Below are 15607 nucleotides of genomic sequence, written 5' to 3'. Positions count from 1 at the left end.
CAACAGCGTGACGCGCCCGTGCGCCGGCACGGCGCGGGTGTATCGGCGGATAGATCAAGCTCAGGGTCGACCTCAAGGTGAAGTAGCTACGCAGTAGTCGAAAGCACAGGTAGCCAGGCACGTATTTCACCGAGCTCGGTTGCCAGATCAAGCAATCCGTCCGGGGTAGGTTCCGGCGGCCTCGTCGACGGCGGCGATGGTGTCGCCGCCATCGTGCGGTCGAGTCGGCGACACTCGATGAGTTGGCCGTTGAGCTGAACATCGAGGATCCAGGTGAGATCGTCCGGGGGCGAGGGAATCTGCATGACGACCCGAATCGATTGCGGAATACAGTGACCTTGGCAGATCAGCGAGGGAGTATCCGATCCGCCAGCGATGCTGTCGGTGATCTGCACGGGCCGTGGTGTCGGCGCCGAGCGAGTCCACGGGAACTTCGTTGCCGACGGCAGGTACCGTGCGTAGCGCCTGTGGGTCGCTGCGATCGGAATCGGACGTGGACACCACCGGTCTGGTCAGAAACCGGAGATGAGATCACCGTTTGGTTGGGTGATCGTCACAACCGGCGAGCCCTCGAATCTTCCGAGGGCTATGGCCTCGTCCGGGCCTTCGGGTGCGGACCATCCGAGCCCGGTCACCGCATCGCCGGGACCGACGATCACGGTATTCTCTGCGCCGGCGTCCGGCAGGACATTCGAGTACGTCACCAGATAGCCCGCTCGCGTCAGTGCGCCATTCGTCTCCCGCGTCGGCGAGCACGATGGTCAGGTGTTACTACCCCTGAGTTTTACATTGCGAGGTCGACGTTGAAGAAAGGTGACGGTCTCGTCTGGTCTCCTGCATCGGTTCCAGGAGGCGAGTATGTCAGCGCGGACATGGCGCAGACGGGCGTGGAATGCCGAAACAGTCAGTCACGTAAAGCAATATGGGCGGAGGGCGGCGATAGGCCCGCCATCCCGATAGAAGTCACGAACTCCGGGCTCGGCGGTCGTAAACACTAGTGAGACGGAAGTCGTCGAGCGCAGCGAGTGTCGTGTGGTGTGGGCGATTCGCCGGCTGCTGGTGGTGGCAGCCGACGAATCGGGTGTATCCCTTGCTCGCGTGTGGGGATGCCGCAGGCCGTTTTCCGGTTGGTGCTCACCTGGGGAAGGCCCTGGTCGGCGACTCGTTGCGTGTGCAGCTCTCCGCCGTGAAGTTGGCTACCCGTCGAGGGTTGCGGTGAAACGGAACTGTCAGCTTGCACCCTTGGGCGTAGCCGGAGCAGGCGGACAGTGAGCGGCTAGCTGAGTTGCCTCGCCGCGTGCTGCGCGAGGGTGTGACGTGAAGCCGGGGCGCGCGCGGTCAGTGGGGCTCGGCCGAGGTGGCTCCGACGAGGCTGAGCAGTGGTCGTAGCGGGTGACGTTGCTCAGCACTGCTGGTGCAGGTTGTTCGGTGGTCGTGATGGATGTGGTGGCGCCGCTGGGGTGGGATCCAGGGTCCTTCGTAGACGAGGTTGCCACAGTGGCGGCATTGTGTGCGGAAGTATCCCTTGTCCATCGACGGTTATGGGCCTTTCGGTGATGTGCATCTGAATCGAATCGTATTGTACTGCAGGCTGTCCCGCATTTTATGCGCTTGGCGGGTGGTGTAAATCCAATTTGATGCTTCGAGGAAGCGGGTGTCGGTTCGGTAACCTGTCGTCATCAGGGGGGAGGTGATCATCGCACGCAGCTTGAAGAGGAGTAGGGCGCTCACTGTTTCGATGGGGTGAGAAGGACTGCGAGGAGGTCAGGTGCTGGTTGCGCAGCGAGAACGTCACCAGGTCGGTGGTCGGTCAGATCGGCGGGCGAGGTGTAGAAGCTGTCGGACAACGCGGCCGGGTAGAGATCGGCGACGCACTCGCTGGCGGGTCGACGGCAACGACCGCAGCGGTGCCTGCCGCACAAGCGGCCAGGAGCGCAGCGATAGTTTCCGGCGTGTGATCTCGATGGTGTGAGGCGCATTCCTCAGTTTTCGTCAAAGTCCGAGCGCAGCGCATCGCTCACGAAGTCGCACTCGCCGCTACGACGAGCATCACCCAGTTTCTGTCCGTTCGAGCAAGTACAGATCCAATGCCCGCATCACCAGGAAATTCAGCGGAACCACCCGCGAGTTCCGCGGTTTCGCCCACACCGCCATTGGAATTCTCTCGACGCACCCACACGCACCACGTTTCCGGCCGTGATGCACCGCATTGTCCGGCAGTAGATGCAGATCACTTGATTTTGCATGAGGATCGCAGCCGGGGTGCGCACGTGCAGCAAACCAGTAGCCGCCTCGAAACTCGCCGACATGACCGAAATCGCGGCTATCGGCTTCACCGGCCGTGTGCACATGCGCAACGGAGACAGGCATAGGTTAGGGAATGCTCCAATCATGAACGTCGATGGCTCCGAGTTCTTCTGTAGCGGAATCGAAGTCGCTGTAGATCTGGTGTTCCTCGAAACTTTCTTGGATGGCGATCTGTGCACTCTCAGGCAGGGTGTGCATGATCTGGCGGACACGTTCCTGACGGCGACCGACGGCCTGACGCTCCGGGTTACCGGGCGTTGCCTTCATCTGCGGAACGATGCCCTCGACATCGTCGACACCACCGGCGTGGTGACCGGCGTCGACGAGCGCCTGCTCGTGCGCCATCTGAGCCTCGTCCTTCTCCTCCGACATACCGATCGGACCGATCATGGTGCCGTTGAGGAACTGTTTGACGACGGGCTCGTCCGACGTGAGGAGTACCTCACGCGGGCCGAACATGACAAGTTGGCGACGGAAAAGCATGCCGATGTTGTCCGGCACGGTTCGTGCGAGGTTGATGTTGTGCGACACGATTAGAATCGTGGCGTCGCTCTGCGCGTTGATGTCGATGAGCGTCTGGCTGATGTAGGTGGTGCGAACCGGGTCGAGGCCGGAGTCCGGCTCGTCGACGAGGATGATTTCGGGATCGAGAACGAGCGCCCGCGCCAAACCTGCACGTTTACGCATACCACCGGAGATCTCGCCGGGGAGCTTTTCCTCGGCGCCGACGAGACCCGTCAGATCGAGCTTCTCCATCACGATCTTGCGGATGTCCGACTCGGACTTCTTGGTGTGTTCGCGCAATGGGAAAGCGATGTTGTCGTACAAGTTCATGGAACCGAAAAGTGCGCCGTCCTGGAAGAGCACACCGAACAACTTGCGAATCTCATAGAGTTCCTTGGACGAGCACTGGAGGATGTCCGTGCCGTCGATCAGGATGGAGCCCTGTTCCGGGCGGAGTAGTCCGATCAGGGACTTCAAAAATACCGACTTACCGGTGCCCGACGGTCCCAGAAGAGCACTGACCTCTCCGGCAGGGAGCGTCAACGACACATCCTGCCAAATCCTTTGCGAGCCGAAAGACTTGGTCAGGTCGCTGACTGAAACTTCGACACCCATCGCGTGACTTCCTTACATCGATTCGTGAACGGGGGAATTCGGGTAGTTGATGCCGGGGCTCAGATCGGGGTCATTTCGGTGATCTGCCAACCGTTGTCGTCGAGGTGCAGCGAAACCTGGATACGGCTGCCGTCCAGCTTGGGGGCGGGACTGTCAGTGCTGGTGGTCGACTGGTTGACGAACATCAGCACGGTGGCGGCATCGGTGTCGGACGAGACTACAGAAGATTCCACGACAGTGGCCGAGGTGACTACCTGTCGCTTCTTCGCGGACGGGATGATGATGTCTTTGCTTACGCTCTCGAACTGAGTGCGGAAGTCGCCCCCGAGATGCGCGAGTGCGCTGGTGAAGTGGTCGTCGACGGTGTTGAAGTCGTAGGACAGGATGTCGGGGACCATTTGCGTGGCCTGCGTGAGGGCTTGCTGCCGGGTGTCTTCCTGGCTGCGGCCTTCGTAGGCGAGGATTGTCAGCGTCGCACTGGCGATTGTCACCGCGACCGTCAGGACGCCGAGGCCGGCGACCACCAGGGTGCGTTTGCGGCTGCTCCACGTGTTGAGGAACGAGGTGATGCGAGAGATGTAGGTAATCATGCGACGAACTCCACGTTGGATACCAGCCAGCGACCGTCGACCTGGTCGAGTGTCATTTTCATGCGGTAGACCCGCAGCTCACCGTCGGGTGCCTCGGTGTTCTTGACCGTCGATGTGACTGCCGCGAGGACGGTGGCGTGATCGTCTGTCGCGTCGATGATTCCGACGGACTTCACTTCCCCGGTGGACTCGACCTGTCCCTCGTTCAGCACATCACCGAAACCACCTGAGGAGGTGGTGAACTGGTCGTGGAATGTTCCGGTAGTGCCGTCGGAGACCCTCTGGATATCCTCCTTGAGGCTCTGGTGGCGGAGGGTTACCAGATTGGTGGCCATCTGTGTGGCGGTATCGAGGATGGTGATGTCGCGGGATGCGGCTGTTTCCGTAGTCCGCCAGTCGTTCCACGAGTTTATCCCCAAAACAGTGCCCGCCAGCACGAGAGCACCGGCGAACACGATTGCAGCGAGGGTAATACGGCCGGTCTGTCGGCTTGCGGAGTCGCCGGAATCGGTGGTGTGAGTGTGTGTTTCGGGTTGGTCGAGGACGTTTTCGTCGTCGATCGTCTCGGTGGCTAACGCAGTAGCAGACTTTGCCATGTCAGTTCCTCCTTGGACCGGGTGGGGGTTGTGGCGTCGATGGAGTACAGGGTGCCGTCTGGGGCTCGGAACGTGCCGGTGATCGGGTCGTAGGGTGAAGTGGTGATCGCCGGCGTTTTGCTGATGTCCCAGGAGGCTGGGGTTGCCGTGACGGGCGTCGGCTGAGAGCTGTCGGACTGTTCGGGCGTCGTGGGCGGTTCCCCCGGCGCCGGGGTGTAGGGCTGCCCTGGCCGAGCCAGCATCTGCGGCCAGTTCGACGGCAGGCCGCCTGGGCATTCCCCGACCTCGGCCGTGCGCACAGCAGGGTCGGTGGCGCAGGGGAGGTTGCGAGCACCACGGACCACACGGGGCTCGTTCGGGGGCAACTTGCAGTACGGGTCGATGGCCGGTTCGGCAGGGGACAGATCGCCGGGGTCCCGGCGCTGGGTCTGTCCGTATCCTTCGGTGCAGGGCAGGGGATTAGCGGTGTTGCCCAGCTTGATATCGAGAGGTCCCTGGCCGTAGGTGCGGTCTGCGCCCTGCACGCCCAGATGTGAGTAGTTGATCGCGGCCGACAACGCCGGATAGACCACCAAAATCTGGCGCAGACCGGGTAAGTTGACCCGCAACACTTCACCTGTGCTCTGCAGGTTCGCCAACAGCAGCGGCAGCGACGGTTGGAGATCGGTCATAGTTCCGCCGAATGCGTCGAAGAATGCGGGGCCGCTGTCCAATGCTCCGCGAATCTGTGTGTCATTCATGGTCAGCTGCTCGGTGAACGAGGCCAGATCGGTGGCGAAGCTGGTGATGTCCGAGCCGGCCTCGTTGGCTGCAGCGAGGACAGGCTCGGCGTCGTCGATCAAGGTGGTGGTCGGTGTCAGGTTCGCTTGCGCGAGCGCGATGAGTGGGCGGGTGGAGTCGATCAGCTGGGACAGGGCGGTGCCGGCACCATCGAAAGCAATGTACGCCTCGTCGACGGTGGTCTTCAGGTCCTCCTTGGGCAGTCCTTCCAGGAGGGTGTTCACCTCGTCGACCACTTTCGCGGCTGGCACGGGCAGGGTGGTGCGGGATCGATCGATGACGTCGCCGTCGCCCAGGAATGGTCCCTCGGAGGTAGTCGGCATCAGATCGACGTACTGCTCACCGATCGCTGACACGCTGCGTACGTATGCATCGGTCGCCTGGGGAATCTTGTGGTCTGAGTCCAGCTGCATATGCACGGTCACGTGGTCGGGGTTCACGTCGAGGGATTCGACGACGCCGACGTCGACGCCGCGGTAGGTGACGAGCGCGTTCGGGTAGAGTCCGCCAGCTCGTTCGAGTTCGACATCCACCGAGTACATTCCGATACCTGAAAATCGCTTCAACCCCATGTAGCTGTAGACGGAGTTACCGACGGCGACGATTGCGACAACGGTGAAAATGACGAGTTGGGTGCGGACAAGTTTCGTGCGCATCAACGCTGACCTCCCTGCTGTTGGGGTGTCCCGACGGCAGGAAGTGCGGCCGGGTGCGACTCGGTGGGTGCCAGCAGCGGGTTGGCGGCTTGTCTGGCCGGGTTGAGGCCGGCCAGCTCGGAAAACGGAATGCTGCCGAGCACCTTTCCGCCCACTGTCTCGGCGCTCACATCGAGGGTGAGGAACAGGTTCACGTAGTCACCACGCGCCGCGCGCTCGGTGGTTTCGATCGGGAACGGCATGGTCGCGGCGATCTTGAGCGCCTCGGGGATCGAATCCCCGACGGAGGCGAGTTGACTCAATGTGGGCTGCAACGCGGTGAGATTGGCGTGCAGATTCGCCCGGCTGCTGTCGAGCACCTCAGTGGCGACTTGGCCGAACTCACCGACGCTGGTCAGCATCGTCGTCAGTTGCTTTTGCTGGTCGTTGAGCACTTGTATGGCCGGGGTGATGGTCTCGATGCCTCGGTCGAGTGTTCCGTTCTGCGCTGCCAACTCGCCGCCGAGCCGGTCGAGCCCGTCGATAGCGCGCACGATGTCGGCTCGCTGCTGATCGAGTCCGCCCATAAAGGTCTCCAAGTTCCCGAAGAGCTCATGCAGATTCTGCTCCCGACCGTCCAGGACACGAACGAGTTCGGAGGTCACCGTGCGGACCTGCTGTAGCCCACTGCCGTTGAGAACCAGGGACAGGGCGGACAGAACTTCTTCAGTGGAGGCGTACTGACTGGTACGGGACAGGGGGATGATGGCTCCGTCCTGCAGGGTTCCCGTTGGCTCTTCTGCGGCTGGAACCGTCAGTTCCAGATACTGCGAGCCGAGCACACTGTTCTGTGTCAGCTTCGCAGTGACGTTCGCTGGGATCGCGGCGTCGTCGCGCAGCTCGAGTGTCAGGTGAGCGATCCAATCCTCTCCACCGATGCGAGCGATATTCCCGACGATGACGTTGTCCGCCTTGACCGGCGAGTTGCCAACCAGATTCTGGATGTCAGCGAGCTCGACTGTGACTTCGTAGGTCTCGCCGCCGACGGCGTTTCCTGGTAGCGGGATGGAATTGATGCCGTCGAATCGACATCCGGTGGCTGTCACCGCGATCCCGAGTGCCAAGGCCGAGCAGGTGGCGAGCTGTTTGATCGAAATCATCGGGTTCCTCCACTCGGAGCTGGTGCGCCAGCGCCTTGGACCAGGCCGTTGGCGAGTGTTCCTGTGGCCTTGATGCATTCGTCGGCCGGAGCGTCGACTGTGGTGAGAAGGGCACAGATCAATGACCGTGGGTCGGGGGTATCGGAAACGGCTATCGCGGCTGTCAGCGAGTTCGAGTCGGGGTCGTAGATGTTGTAGAAATTCGTCAGCGAGGTTGGAGCGGAGTGCAGTATCGAGGCGAGCGCGTCCTCGCGGTCGACTAGCTGGCGGGTGATGTCGGTGAGCTTACCCACGTCGGTGGTCAGTGCTCCGCGATTGTTTTGGAGGAACTGGGTGACCTCGTTGAAGGTTGTGAGCATGCTGTTGAGCAGGGCATCGAGTTCGGTGCGGTTGTCGTTGAGTACCGACGACGTGGTGGCGAGTTCCCTACTGAAGGCCGTGATTTGCTGCTCGTTGGCGGCCAGTGCGCTGGTGAACGACTGCAGATTCCGGACGGAGGCGAACAGGTCCTCCCCGCCCTTGCTGAGCGTGGTGGTCGCGTCGGCGAGCTGGACGAGGGAATCGTGCAGGGTCTGGCCGTTGCCGCGCAGGGTGTCTGCGGTGTTCGCCACGAAGTCGTTTAGTGATCCGTCTGGGTTCTCAGGCGTGCGGCCGACGTCCTGCGCGAGTTTGACGACTTGCTCCTTGACCTCGTCGAACTCCATTGGTATCGCGGTGCGTTCGACGGGGATCATCTGTCCGTCCTGCATCTTCTCGCCCTCGGTGTAGGCCGGCGCGAGCTGGATGTATCGGCCGGTGACCAGGACCGGTGCCACGATCACTGCCTGTGCGTCAACCGGGACGTCGTAGTCGCCGTCGTATTCGAACTCGACCCGGACGCGATCACCTTCCGGAATGATCTCGTTGACCCGGCCGACAGGGACGCCGAGGATCATGACGCGGTCGCCGACATATAGTCCTGTCGTGCTCCGAAAGTAAGCGGAGACCTGGTGGGTGGCGTTGGTAGCGACCCAGGTCCCAGTTCCGGCCACGACGGCGACCACGACCACGATGAGCAGCAGAACTTTCGCCGGCATACGAGTGGGCTTGCGTGTCCCCTTCATCGAGGACCTCCGAGACTGCCGGGAAGCTGACCTGCAAGATTCGCGGGCAGAATGTTCTGCAGAAGCGCCCCGAAAAATGGCCCGCTGCCCACGACGTCACCGATTTGCTTGGAATAGCGTTCGAGACCGGTTAGGGAGGCGTTGATGTTGTCGTAGTTGTTGTTCAAGGTGGTCACCAGGATGTCCACCTGCGAGAGGGTGGGTGTGAGGGTGCCTTCGTTGTCCCGCTTCAACGCGGTGAGTTCGTCGGCGATCTGCCGGGCCTGCACGAGGATGTTGTGGATAGAGTCGGCCCGCTGATTGAGCGTGGAGAACAGGGACTGACCCTGGCCGAGCAGTTGGGCGACACGCTGACTGCGGTCGGAGAGGACGTTGCTGACGCCTGCGGTGTTGGTCAGCAGGTGACGCAGTTCGGCATCGCGACTGGCCACCGTCTCGGACAACCGGGACAGTCCAGTCAGTGACGACTGCAGGTCGGGGGGGAGAGCCTGTTCGACCTGCGAGAGCTGATCGAGAGCGCCGGACAGATCGACGGTGTCCGTCTTGGAAACCTTGTCGGTCACTTCTTCGAGCGATCGTGTCAGGTCATATCCGGACGTGGTGTTGGCGAGCGGAATCGTGCCGCCTCGACCGAGCTCCCCGCCGCCTCCCGGCGCGAGTTCGAGATACCGGCGTCCGAGCACAGTCTCGACCTTGATAGTGGCATGGGTGTCGTCACCGAGGCGTATATCGCCGCTGTCGGCATCGAATTCGACGTCGACCTTGTCTCCGTCCAGCGAGATCTTCCGCACCTCGCCGACCTTGACACCGGCGATCTGGGTGGTGTCACCCACCGCCAGACCGCTCGCGTCGCCGAACTCGGCGTGATACGTCTTCGCAGCGATACCGGGCATCGTGTCGAAGTTGAGGGCGAGGGCGATTGCACCGACGAGGATGAGGGTGCCTACGACGCCGATACGGATCGGGTTCCGTTCGAGGAATGACTTAGTCATCATTATTTACACCTTTCGGCGGGCGCGGTGAACATCGGCGTGACTCCGCCTGGTCCCTGCGCGTACTTGACCGCCAGCCCGCACACGAACAGGTTCATATAGCTTCCGTATCCACCGGCCCGACCAGTCAGGCGGTAGTTCTCGGGCAGCTTGGCCAAGATCATGTTTAGGGTGTCGGTCTTGGCATTGAGTCGACCGGCCAGGTCGCCGAGGGCCGATACGTCCTGCGCGATGGCGGGACGGTTCTCGGTAAGAACCTCGGCCAATGTCTTGGATGCGTCGTCGATCTGTCCCAAGGAGCGGCTGATCAGTCCCCGGTCGTCGTTGAGACCTGCGACTAGGTGCTGCAGCTGATCGACGAGCGCCCCGAACTGGTCGTGCCGGCTATTTACGGTGCCGAGAACGGTGTTGAAGTTGGTGATCACCTGACCGATGGCCTGATCGCGGTCAGCGAGGGTGTTAGTGAGGGTGTCGACTTGGGTGATCAGCGTGCTGATACTCGATTCCTGACCGTTGAGGACCTGGACCAGAGAGGTGGACAATTGGTTGGTCTGGTCCGGGTCCAGGCCCTGGAGAAGGGGACGGAAACCGTTGACGACCTGGTCAAGATCCAGAGCGGAGGTCGTCTGCGCGAGTGGGATGGGGCCGTCGAGCGGACGCGGATCGAATGCACCCTGGGACAGGTCGACATATCGGTCCCCGATCAGGTTCTTGTACTTGATCTTCGCTTCGGTGGCAGAGGTCAGCGGCCGCTCGGTGGACAGAGAGAAGGTGACCACGGCCGTGCTGTCCGAGTTGAGAGCGACATCGGTGACCTTGCCCATTGGCACTCCCGCCACCCGGACGTCTGCACCGCTCCCGATTCCGGAAGCGCTGGAGAAGACTGCACTGTAAGTGTGTGTGCTGCCGAACCGAAGATTGCCGACCAGTGTGGCGACACCGAACCCGGTCAGCATGGTCACCAACACGAAGATCAGCAACTTGAATACCGGTGTGCTTTTGGTCATCGCAGACCTCCCAGGAAGAACTGCGCGAAGGGGTTCCCGATCAGATCCGTCGGGGTCCGTGCGGGACGATATGCGTTACTGCCGTCATCAAAGTTGGTGTGCCCCTGCGGCTGTGTCCAGTCGTAGCAGGCAACGGGACCGTCCGCCTGCACCACTGGTAGGTTGGCCGGGTTCGTATACGGCGGGTCGCCCATCAACAGGGTGCCGAGGATGTTCAACCCCGGCATATCGCTTCCCCCGAGCGTCCGTTCGAGGTAGGTATTGGACTGCTTCAGGCTTTCGACGAAGCAGGGAAGGGCTGGCGCGCGCTCGGCGAGCAGGTCCGTGGTCGGCGCCAACGATGACAGGGATTCTTTCAGCGGTGCGCCGGCGGCGTCGAGCAAGGAATGACCGCTGTTGCCGAAGCCGGTAAAGCTGAGGATGAACGCGTTGAGTTGGTCTTGGCGTTCGGTGATCGTCGTCGCGGTGGTGCTGGCGTGATCGACAGTTGCCATGAGGTCAGGAGTCGCGGCTGCGAGGATGTCGGTGGTCTGTGCGCCTTGCGCAAGGTCACGTTGCAGTGTGGGGATGCTGTCGTTGAAACTCGACAGATAGGTGTCGAGGTCGACCAAGGTGTCGCCGAGTTTGTCGCCGCGGCCGTGGAGCGACGTCGCCAACGCATTCAAGGTCCCGTTGACCTTCTCCGGTTCAACGGTGCGTAACACCGTAACCAATGATTCGAGCAGATCGTTGATTTCCGTCGCAACCTGCCCGGTCGACAGCACAGTTCCCGCCGAGATCGACTCGGGGGAGGGAGATTCGGGTTGCATGAGGGTTACGAACTTGCGGCCGAACAGGGTCGTGGGATCTACTGCCGCAGAGACGTTCGCTGCGATCGAGGACGCACGGTTTTTGTCGATGTCCATCGATATCTCGGCGTGTCCGTCGACCAGTTTCACGTCGATGACGCGGCCGACGACGACCTCGCGCATCTTTACGTCGGATCCGGGTTCGAGCGACAATCCGGCGCGGGTCGCATACAGCTTGACGGGGATGGCCGAGGTGAAGCTTCCCCGGTAGACGGCGATCGAGGTCGCCGTCGCGAGCGCTCCTACCACGATCAGGACCAGGCCGAGTGTGACGTAGGCCTTGCGGCTGTGTTCTGTCAGATGTCCACTCATGTCAGCCCGACACCCGCACAGCCCCGGCGGTGCCGCCGTACACGGCGATACCGATAAGTAGGTCGATGATCATGATGGAAATCAGCGAGGTCCGCACTGCTCGACCGACCGCGACCCCCACACCGGCTGGACCTCCGACGGCATTATAGCCGTGGTAGCAGTGCACGCACATCACCACGACGGCCATCGCCAGCACCTTGACCGCGGACCAGATCACATCGCTGGGTACGAGGAAGACGTTGAAGTAGTGCGAGAACGTGCCTTCGGCTTCCCCAACTATATAGACTGTGACCAGCTGGGTGGCGGCGAAGCCGATGAACAAGGCCACCGAATACAGTGGGATCACTGCGATCACGCCGGCTAGCACCCTTGTGGTGACGAGGTACGGCAGTGACGGAATCGACATGGTTTCCATTGCGTCGATCTCCTCGCTCACGCGCATGGCCCCGAGCTGTGCGGTGAAACCGGCGCCGACTGTCGCTGTCAGTGCGATGCCGGCTATCACCGGGATCGCTTCGCGGGTGTTGAAGAAGGCAGAGATGAAACCGGACAGGGCGCCGAGGCCGATGTGGCCGAGCGAGGTTGAACCCTGCTGGCCGACCTCGTATCCCACGGCGGCGGTGAGCATGGCGATGACCACGAGGGTGCCGCCGATTACGGCGAGGGCTCCGGTGCCCATGCTCACTTCGGCGAGGAGGCGGACGGTCTCAGCGCGGTAGCGCCGAAGGGTCCGCGGAATCGACGCGATGGTGTGGTTGTAGAAGGAGAGTTGTCGGCCCATCTCCTCGAGATGGCTGACCGGCGCATCAATCAACTTGATCGCGGCGGCTCCGGTTCCCCGGAGAACCGTAGGTTTGTTGGCTATCGACACGAGATTCCCGTCATTCTTGTCGTTCGGTTTCTGTCAGTTGTCCAAACGTGTTCAGTGCAAGGCCAAAGTCGTGATCACCGAGTTCGCCAGGAACAGCAGCAGGAAGCTGAAGACCACTGTCTGGTTGACGGCGTCACCGACGCCCTTCGGTCCTCCTCGTACGTTCAAGCCGAGGTGGCATGCGACCAGTCCGGCGAGCATCCCGAACACCGCGGCCTTGATTTCGGCGACGAAGAAGTCCCCGAGACCGGTCAGAATGGAGATCGAGGTGACGTACTGACCGGGCGACGCGCCCTGCATGTACACGGTGGCGATATAACCTCCCACCAGACCGACGGACGAGACCAGGCCGTTGAGGAACATCGCGATGACCATGGAGGCCAACACTCGCGGAACACAAAGCCGGTGAATGGGATCAATCCCGAGGACCTTCATCGCATCGATTTCCTCGCGGATCGTCCGAGAGCCGAGATCCGCGCAGATCGCGGTCGATCCGGCGCCCGCGACGACCAGGACTGTGACGATTGGCCCGATTTCGCGAACGATGGCTACACCGGCACCCGCACCGCTGAGGTCCACGGCACCGATCTCTGCCAGCAGGATGTTGATCTGATAGACGAACATCATGCAGAAGGGGATCGCCATCAACAGAGTCGGCATGATCGACACACTGGCGATGAACCACGCCTGCAGGAGAAATTCGCGCAGATGAAAGGGGCGACGAAACATGAAGCGAAACGTCTCAAGGGACGTGGCGTAGAAAGCACCGACCGCACGGGGTGCCACGCGTAAGGCGGCCAAAGCCTTCGCGCCACTCTCGCCCGCCGATCGGGATCTGTCCAGCAGTTGCACGTAGTCCTCCGCGATGATGAGTGCCTGTGTATGAGTGTGTCGACGGATGCCGCAGCGTTCGATTCGCGTCGACAGAGACGCCTCCGGCCGGGTTTGACTGGGATGGGCCCCTTTTCGGCGCTCGGTACCAGTGGGGTGCGGTCCACACCGACGGTGAAGAGGGGCTGTGCCGGGGTTCCCGCGACTGTGGGAACCCCGGCACAGCCCGGTGACCCAATGAAAGCCGTCACCACTTGTGACGGTCCGATCGTGCTATCCGAGGGATCCCTGCCGGAGGCTCCGAGTACCGTCGGCGTTGGGTGAATCATGACTGAGCTGCGCTGTGCGGGTCGAGAGTTGCTCTTCCATGTCACCTCGGGCGTACAGCGCGCGCAGCGCCTTTTTGTCGAACTTTCCGACGCTGGTTTTGGGCACCGCCTCGAGAAATGCCCAGCGTTCGGGAATCCACCACCGTGCGACCTGTGCGTTCAGGAATGTGCGCAGTTCATCGGTGCCGATCGTCGAGCCCGGGGTGCGCACAACGCAGCCAAGCGGCCGCTCTTCCCACTTGGCGTCGGGTACGGCGATAACGGCTGCTTCGAAGACCTCCGGATGTCCCATCAGGGCGTTTTCGAGGTCGACCGAACTGATCCACTCGCCGCCGGACTTGATGACGTCCTTCGTTCGGTCGGTGATCTGGATGTATCCGCGGGGGTCAATATGGGCGACGTCGCCGGTGCGCAGCCATCCGTCCGCGAACTTGTCGGCTGCGTCGACTCCGTAGTATGCCGCGGTAATCCATGGCCCTCGCACCTGGATCTCGCCGATCGACTTTCCGTCCCAGGGCGCCTCGTTGCCGGAGTCGTCTACCAGACGCGCTTCAACGCCCGCGGTCACTCGGCCAGTCTTGGATCGCCAGTACATTTCGTCTTCCGGCGCGCTTCCCTTCGGTGGCAGAGCTATCGCTGCGAGCGGGCTGGTCTCGGTCATTCCCCAGGCCTGAATGATGCGGACACCGAAATCGGAGTCGTAGCCCTCGATGAGAGAGCGTGGAACCGCGGATCCTCCACACGCGACGAGTCGTAGACTGCTCAGATCTGTGCTGTGTGTTCGGGCGTAGCTGAGGAGATCGTTCCAGATTGTCGGTACGGCGCCGGCGAGGGTGGGTCGCTCGGACTCGATCATCTTTGCCAGGTGATCGGCCTGGAGATAGCGGCCAGGTAAGAGCATATCGGACCCGGAAAGCCATGATGTGTAGGCCAATCCCCACGCATTCGCATGGAACATCGGTACTACTGGAAGCACGATGTCGTGCTCGGTGAGACCGAAGACGTTCCCTGCGGCAGATGCCATGGAGTGTAGGTACGTCGAGCGGTGACTGTAGACGACACCCTTCGGGTCGCCCGTCGTGCCGCTTGTATAACACATTGCCGCGGCCTGCGATTCATCCAGATCCGGCCACACGTATGGTGCGCGGGACACTGTCAGGAGGTCCTCGTAGTGAAAGTATCGGTTGTTGGGTAGCTGGTCGGTGTCGCCGACGACGATTACATGCTCGACGGTCGTGAGCTGGTCGAGTACTCGGGCCAGTAGCGGAAGAGTAGTCCTGTCGGCGATGATGACTTTGTCTTGAGCATGGTTAATCACGAACGACAACTGCTCTGGGGTCAGTCGCAGGTTGAGGGTGTGGAGGACGGCACCCATCGAGGGGATCGCGAGGTAGCACTCAAGATGTTCCTGCGTATTCCACAGAAGCGTGGCGACCCGGTCGCCTGGAGAAACTCCGATTTCGGTCAGCCCGCTGGCGAGGCGTTCGGCACGGCGGGCTACTTCGTCAAATGTGGTGCGACGGCAGGAATCCGGCTCGTAGGTCACGACAGTGGAGTTCCCGTATATGCGCTGCCCGTGTAGCAGTATCTCGCGGACCAGCAGTGGGGAGTTTTGCATCGTACTAAGCACGGGGTCTCCAGGTTTCAGAAAAAAGGGGGACTTGTCGACGGGAGCGCGGCGCGGTGAAATTGACGCACCACGCTCCCATACACGGCTAGGCGTTCAGCAGATCAGTCCGCTCGTCGACGGCAAGCATGTTTCGGTACGGGGTAAACAGTGTCTTCGCTGTAGGGATGATCTTGAGAAGCTTCGGCACTGGCCCCTTGGCACGCACCGTGCCCTTCGCCATGGCGACGGGGAGATTGAGGTTGCCGAGCCAGAACTTGTTTCCGCTGTCGGCCGACATGAACAGTTCGACGTTCGGGTCGGGCCCGACATCCACTCCGGTGTAAACTTTACCGTTTGGAAAGTCGACCGTGATCACCGAATCAGGGTCGGTGTACGTAATCCGAAGAGTCACACCCGACTCCGCAAACTTCGGTCCCAATTCGGGATCCGAAACTCCCTGATTGAATACACCGCCGACATACTTGTACACATCGTCGGCGTTCTTGAAGATGCCCATT

General features: G+C 61.6%; 16 protein-coding genes. 1 reads left to right on the top strand and 15 read right to left on the bottom strand.

The genetic code is table 11. The annotated features are described in order from the left end of the window. Window positions 1-86 precede the first annotated feature (86 nt). Together A0W34_RS32900 and A0W34_RS29795 are read right to left on the bottom strand one after the other, a co-directional pair. The gene (locus A0W34_RS32900; RefSeq protein ID WP_058228373.1) at window positions 87-395 is read right to left on the bottom strand and encodes a hypothetical protein; all 309 of its coding nucleotides are present in this window, start codon (window positions 393-395) and stop codon (window positions 87-89) included. 117 nt (window positions 396-512) lie between these two features. Beyond that, window positions 513-704: a hypothetical protein gene (locus tag A0W34_RS29795; RefSeq protein WP_042920127.1), complete on the bottom strand. Its 192-nt coding sequence runs from the start codon at window positions 702-704 to the stop codon at window positions 513-515. A gap of 1071 nt (window positions 705-1775) precedes the next feature. Here A0W34_RS29795 and A0W34_RS32895 point away from each other — a divergent pair. Then, entirely contained in the window at window positions 1776-1958 is a 183-nt protein-coding gene (locus tag A0W34_RS32895; protein ID WP_128637843.1) for a hypothetical protein, read from the top strand. A 415-nt stretch (window positions 1959-2373) separates the two neighbouring features. Here A0W34_RS32895 and A0W34_RS29785 read toward each other — a convergent pair whose 3' ends face one another. From A0W34_RS29785 to A0W34_RS29725, 13 genes are all read right to left on the bottom strand, one after another. Beyond that, a complete protein-coding gene (locus A0W34_RS29785) occupies window positions 2374-3426 on the bottom strand; it encodes an ABC transporter ATP-binding protein (protein ID WP_042920120.1) in 1053 nt (350 codons plus the stop codon). Window positions 3427-3485: 59 nt separating this feature from the next. Beyond that, on the bottom strand, window positions 3486-4016 hold the full coding sequence (locus tag A0W34_RS29780) for a hypothetical protein (RefSeq protein ID WP_042920118.1): 531 nt from the start codon (window positions 4014-4016) through the stop codon (window positions 3486-3488). Then, complete coding sequence (locus tag A0W34_RS29775; RefSeq protein ID WP_042920115.1) at window positions 4013-4612, bottom strand: hypothetical protein; 600 nt, start codon at window positions 4610-4612, stop codon at window positions 4013-4015. The genes A0W34_RS29780 and A0W34_RS29775 overlap by 4 nt, the downstream gene beginning before the upstream one ends. Beyond that, window positions 4588-6048 carry an MCE family protein gene (locus A0W34_RS29770; RefSeq protein WP_042920112.1) on the bottom strand — a complete coding sequence of 487 codons (1461 nt, stop codon included), beginning with the start codon at window positions 6046-6048 and terminating at the stop codon, window positions 4588-4590. The genes A0W34_RS29775 and A0W34_RS29770 overlap by 25 nt, the downstream gene beginning before the upstream one ends. Next, a complete protein-coding gene (locus tag A0W34_RS29765; RefSeq protein WP_042920109.1) occupies window positions 6048-7187 on the bottom strand; it encodes an MCE family protein in 1140 nt (379 codons plus the stop codon). The genes A0W34_RS29770 and A0W34_RS29765 overlap by 1 nt, the downstream gene beginning before the upstream one ends. Next, window positions 7184-8290, bottom strand: coding sequence for an MCE family protein (locus tag A0W34_RS29760; protein WP_042920106.1), 1107 nt, complete (start codon window positions 8288-8290; stop codon window positions 7184-7186). The genes A0W34_RS29765 and A0W34_RS29760 overlap by 4 nt, the downstream gene beginning before the upstream one ends. Beyond that, window positions 8287-9285, bottom strand: a complete 999-nt coding sequence (locus A0W34_RS29755; protein ID WP_042920103.1) for an MCE family protein — start codon at window positions 9283-9285, stop codon at window positions 8287-8289. The genes A0W34_RS29760 and A0W34_RS29755 overlap by 4 nt, the downstream gene beginning before the upstream one ends. Further along, on the bottom strand, window positions 9285-10289 hold the full coding sequence (locus A0W34_RS29750) for an MCE family protein (protein ID WP_042920102.1): 1005 nt from the start codon (window positions 10287-10289) through the stop codon (window positions 9285-9287). Before A0W34_RS29750 ends, A0W34_RS29755 begins: the two co-directional genes overlap by 1 nt. Continuing rightward, window positions 10286-11449, bottom strand: a complete 1164-nt coding sequence (locus A0W34_RS29745) for an MCE family protein (RefSeq protein WP_058228372.1) — start codon at window positions 11447-11449, stop codon at window positions 10286-10288. Before A0W34_RS29745 ends, A0W34_RS29750 begins: the two co-directional genes overlap by 4 nt. Window position 11450: 1 nt before the next feature. Next, on the bottom strand, window positions 11451-12230 hold the full coding sequence (locus A0W34_RS29740) for an MlaE family ABC transporter permease (RefSeq protein WP_081559622.1): 780 nt from the start codon (window positions 12228-12230) through the stop codon (window positions 11451-11453). A 141-nt stretch (window positions 12231-12371) separates the two neighbouring features. Then, window positions 12372-13049 carry an MlaE family ABC transporter permease gene (locus tag A0W34_RS29735; protein WP_231915856.1) on the bottom strand — a complete coding sequence of 226 codons (678 nt, stop codon included), beginning with the start codon at window positions 13047-13049 and terminating at the stop codon, window positions 12372-12374. Between the two features lie 375 nt (window positions 13050-13424). After that, window positions 13425-15110, bottom strand: a complete 1686-nt coding sequence (locus A0W34_RS29730) for a long-chain fatty acid--CoA ligase (RefSeq protein WP_081558941.1) — start codon at window positions 15108-15110, stop codon at window positions 13425-13427. Window positions 15111-15195: 85 nt separating this feature from the next. Then, window positions 15196-15606 (bottom strand): sterol carrier protein, encoded by a 411-nt coding sequence (locus A0W34_RS29725; RefSeq protein ID WP_042920096.1) that lies wholly within the window; start codon window positions 15604-15606, stop codon window positions 15196-15198. Window position 15607 lies beyond the last annotated feature (1 nt).

Origin of the sequence: Rhodococcus sp. BH4 (genome assembly GCF_002079265.1) — a bacterium.
Classification (GTDB): domain Bacteria; phylum Actinomycetota; class Actinomycetes; order Mycobacteriales; family Mycobacteriaceae; genus Rhodococcus_F; species Rhodococcus_F qingshengii.
Note: the sequence above shows the minus strand (reverse complement) of the source record. Positions and strands in the feature narration are given on the sequence as shown.

Bases quoted from the DNA above. Each gene is read 5' to 3' on its own strand.
- A0W34_RS29785 (WP_042920120.1), bottom strand. From the start codon at position 3,426: ATGGGTGTCGAAGTTTCAGTCAGCGACCTGACCAAGTCTTTCGGCTCG.
- A0W34_RS29780 (WP_042920118.1), bottom strand. From the start codon at position 4,016: ATGATTACCTACATCTCTCGCATCACCTCGTTCCTCAACACGTGGAGC.
- A0W34_RS29775 (WP_042920115.1), bottom strand. From the start codon at position 4,612: ATGGCAAAGTCTGCTACTGCGTTAGCCACCGAGACGATCGACGACGAA.
- A0W34_RS29770 (WP_042920112.1), bottom strand. From the start codon at position 6,048: ATGCGCACGAAACTTGTCCGCACCCAACTCGTCATTTTCACCGTTGTC.
- A0W34_RS29765 (WP_042920109.1), bottom strand. From the start codon at position 7,187: ATGATTTCGATCAAACAGCTCGCCACCTGCTCGGCCTTGGCACTCGGG.
- A0W34_RS29760 (WP_042920106.1), bottom strand. From the start codon at position 8,290: ATGAAGGGGACACGCAAGCCCACTCGTATGCCGGCGAAAGTTCTGCTG.
- A0W34_RS29755 (WP_042920103.1), bottom strand. From the start codon at position 9,285: ATGATGACTAAGTCATTCCTCGAACGGAACCCGATCCGTATCGGCGTC.
- A0W34_RS29750 (WP_042920102.1), bottom strand. From the start codon at position 10,289: ATGACCAAAAGCACACCGGTATTCAAGTTGCTGATCTTCGTGTTGGTG.
- A0W34_RS29745 (WP_058228372.1), bottom strand. From the start codon at position 11,449: ATGAGTGGACATCTGACAGAACACAGCCGCAAGGCCTACGTCACACTC.
- A0W34_RS29740 (WP_081559622.1), bottom strand. From the start codon at position 12,230: ATGGGCCGACAACTCTCCTTCTACAACCACACCATCGCGTCGATTCCG.
- A0W34_RS29735 (WP_231915856.1), bottom strand. From the start codon at position 13,049: ATGTTTCGTCGCCCCTTTCATCTGCGCGAATTTCTCCTGCAGGCGTGG.
- A0W34_RS29725 (WP_042920096.1), bottom strand. From the start codon at position 15,606: ATGGGCATCTTCAAGAACGCCGACGATGTGTACAAGTATGTCGGCGGT.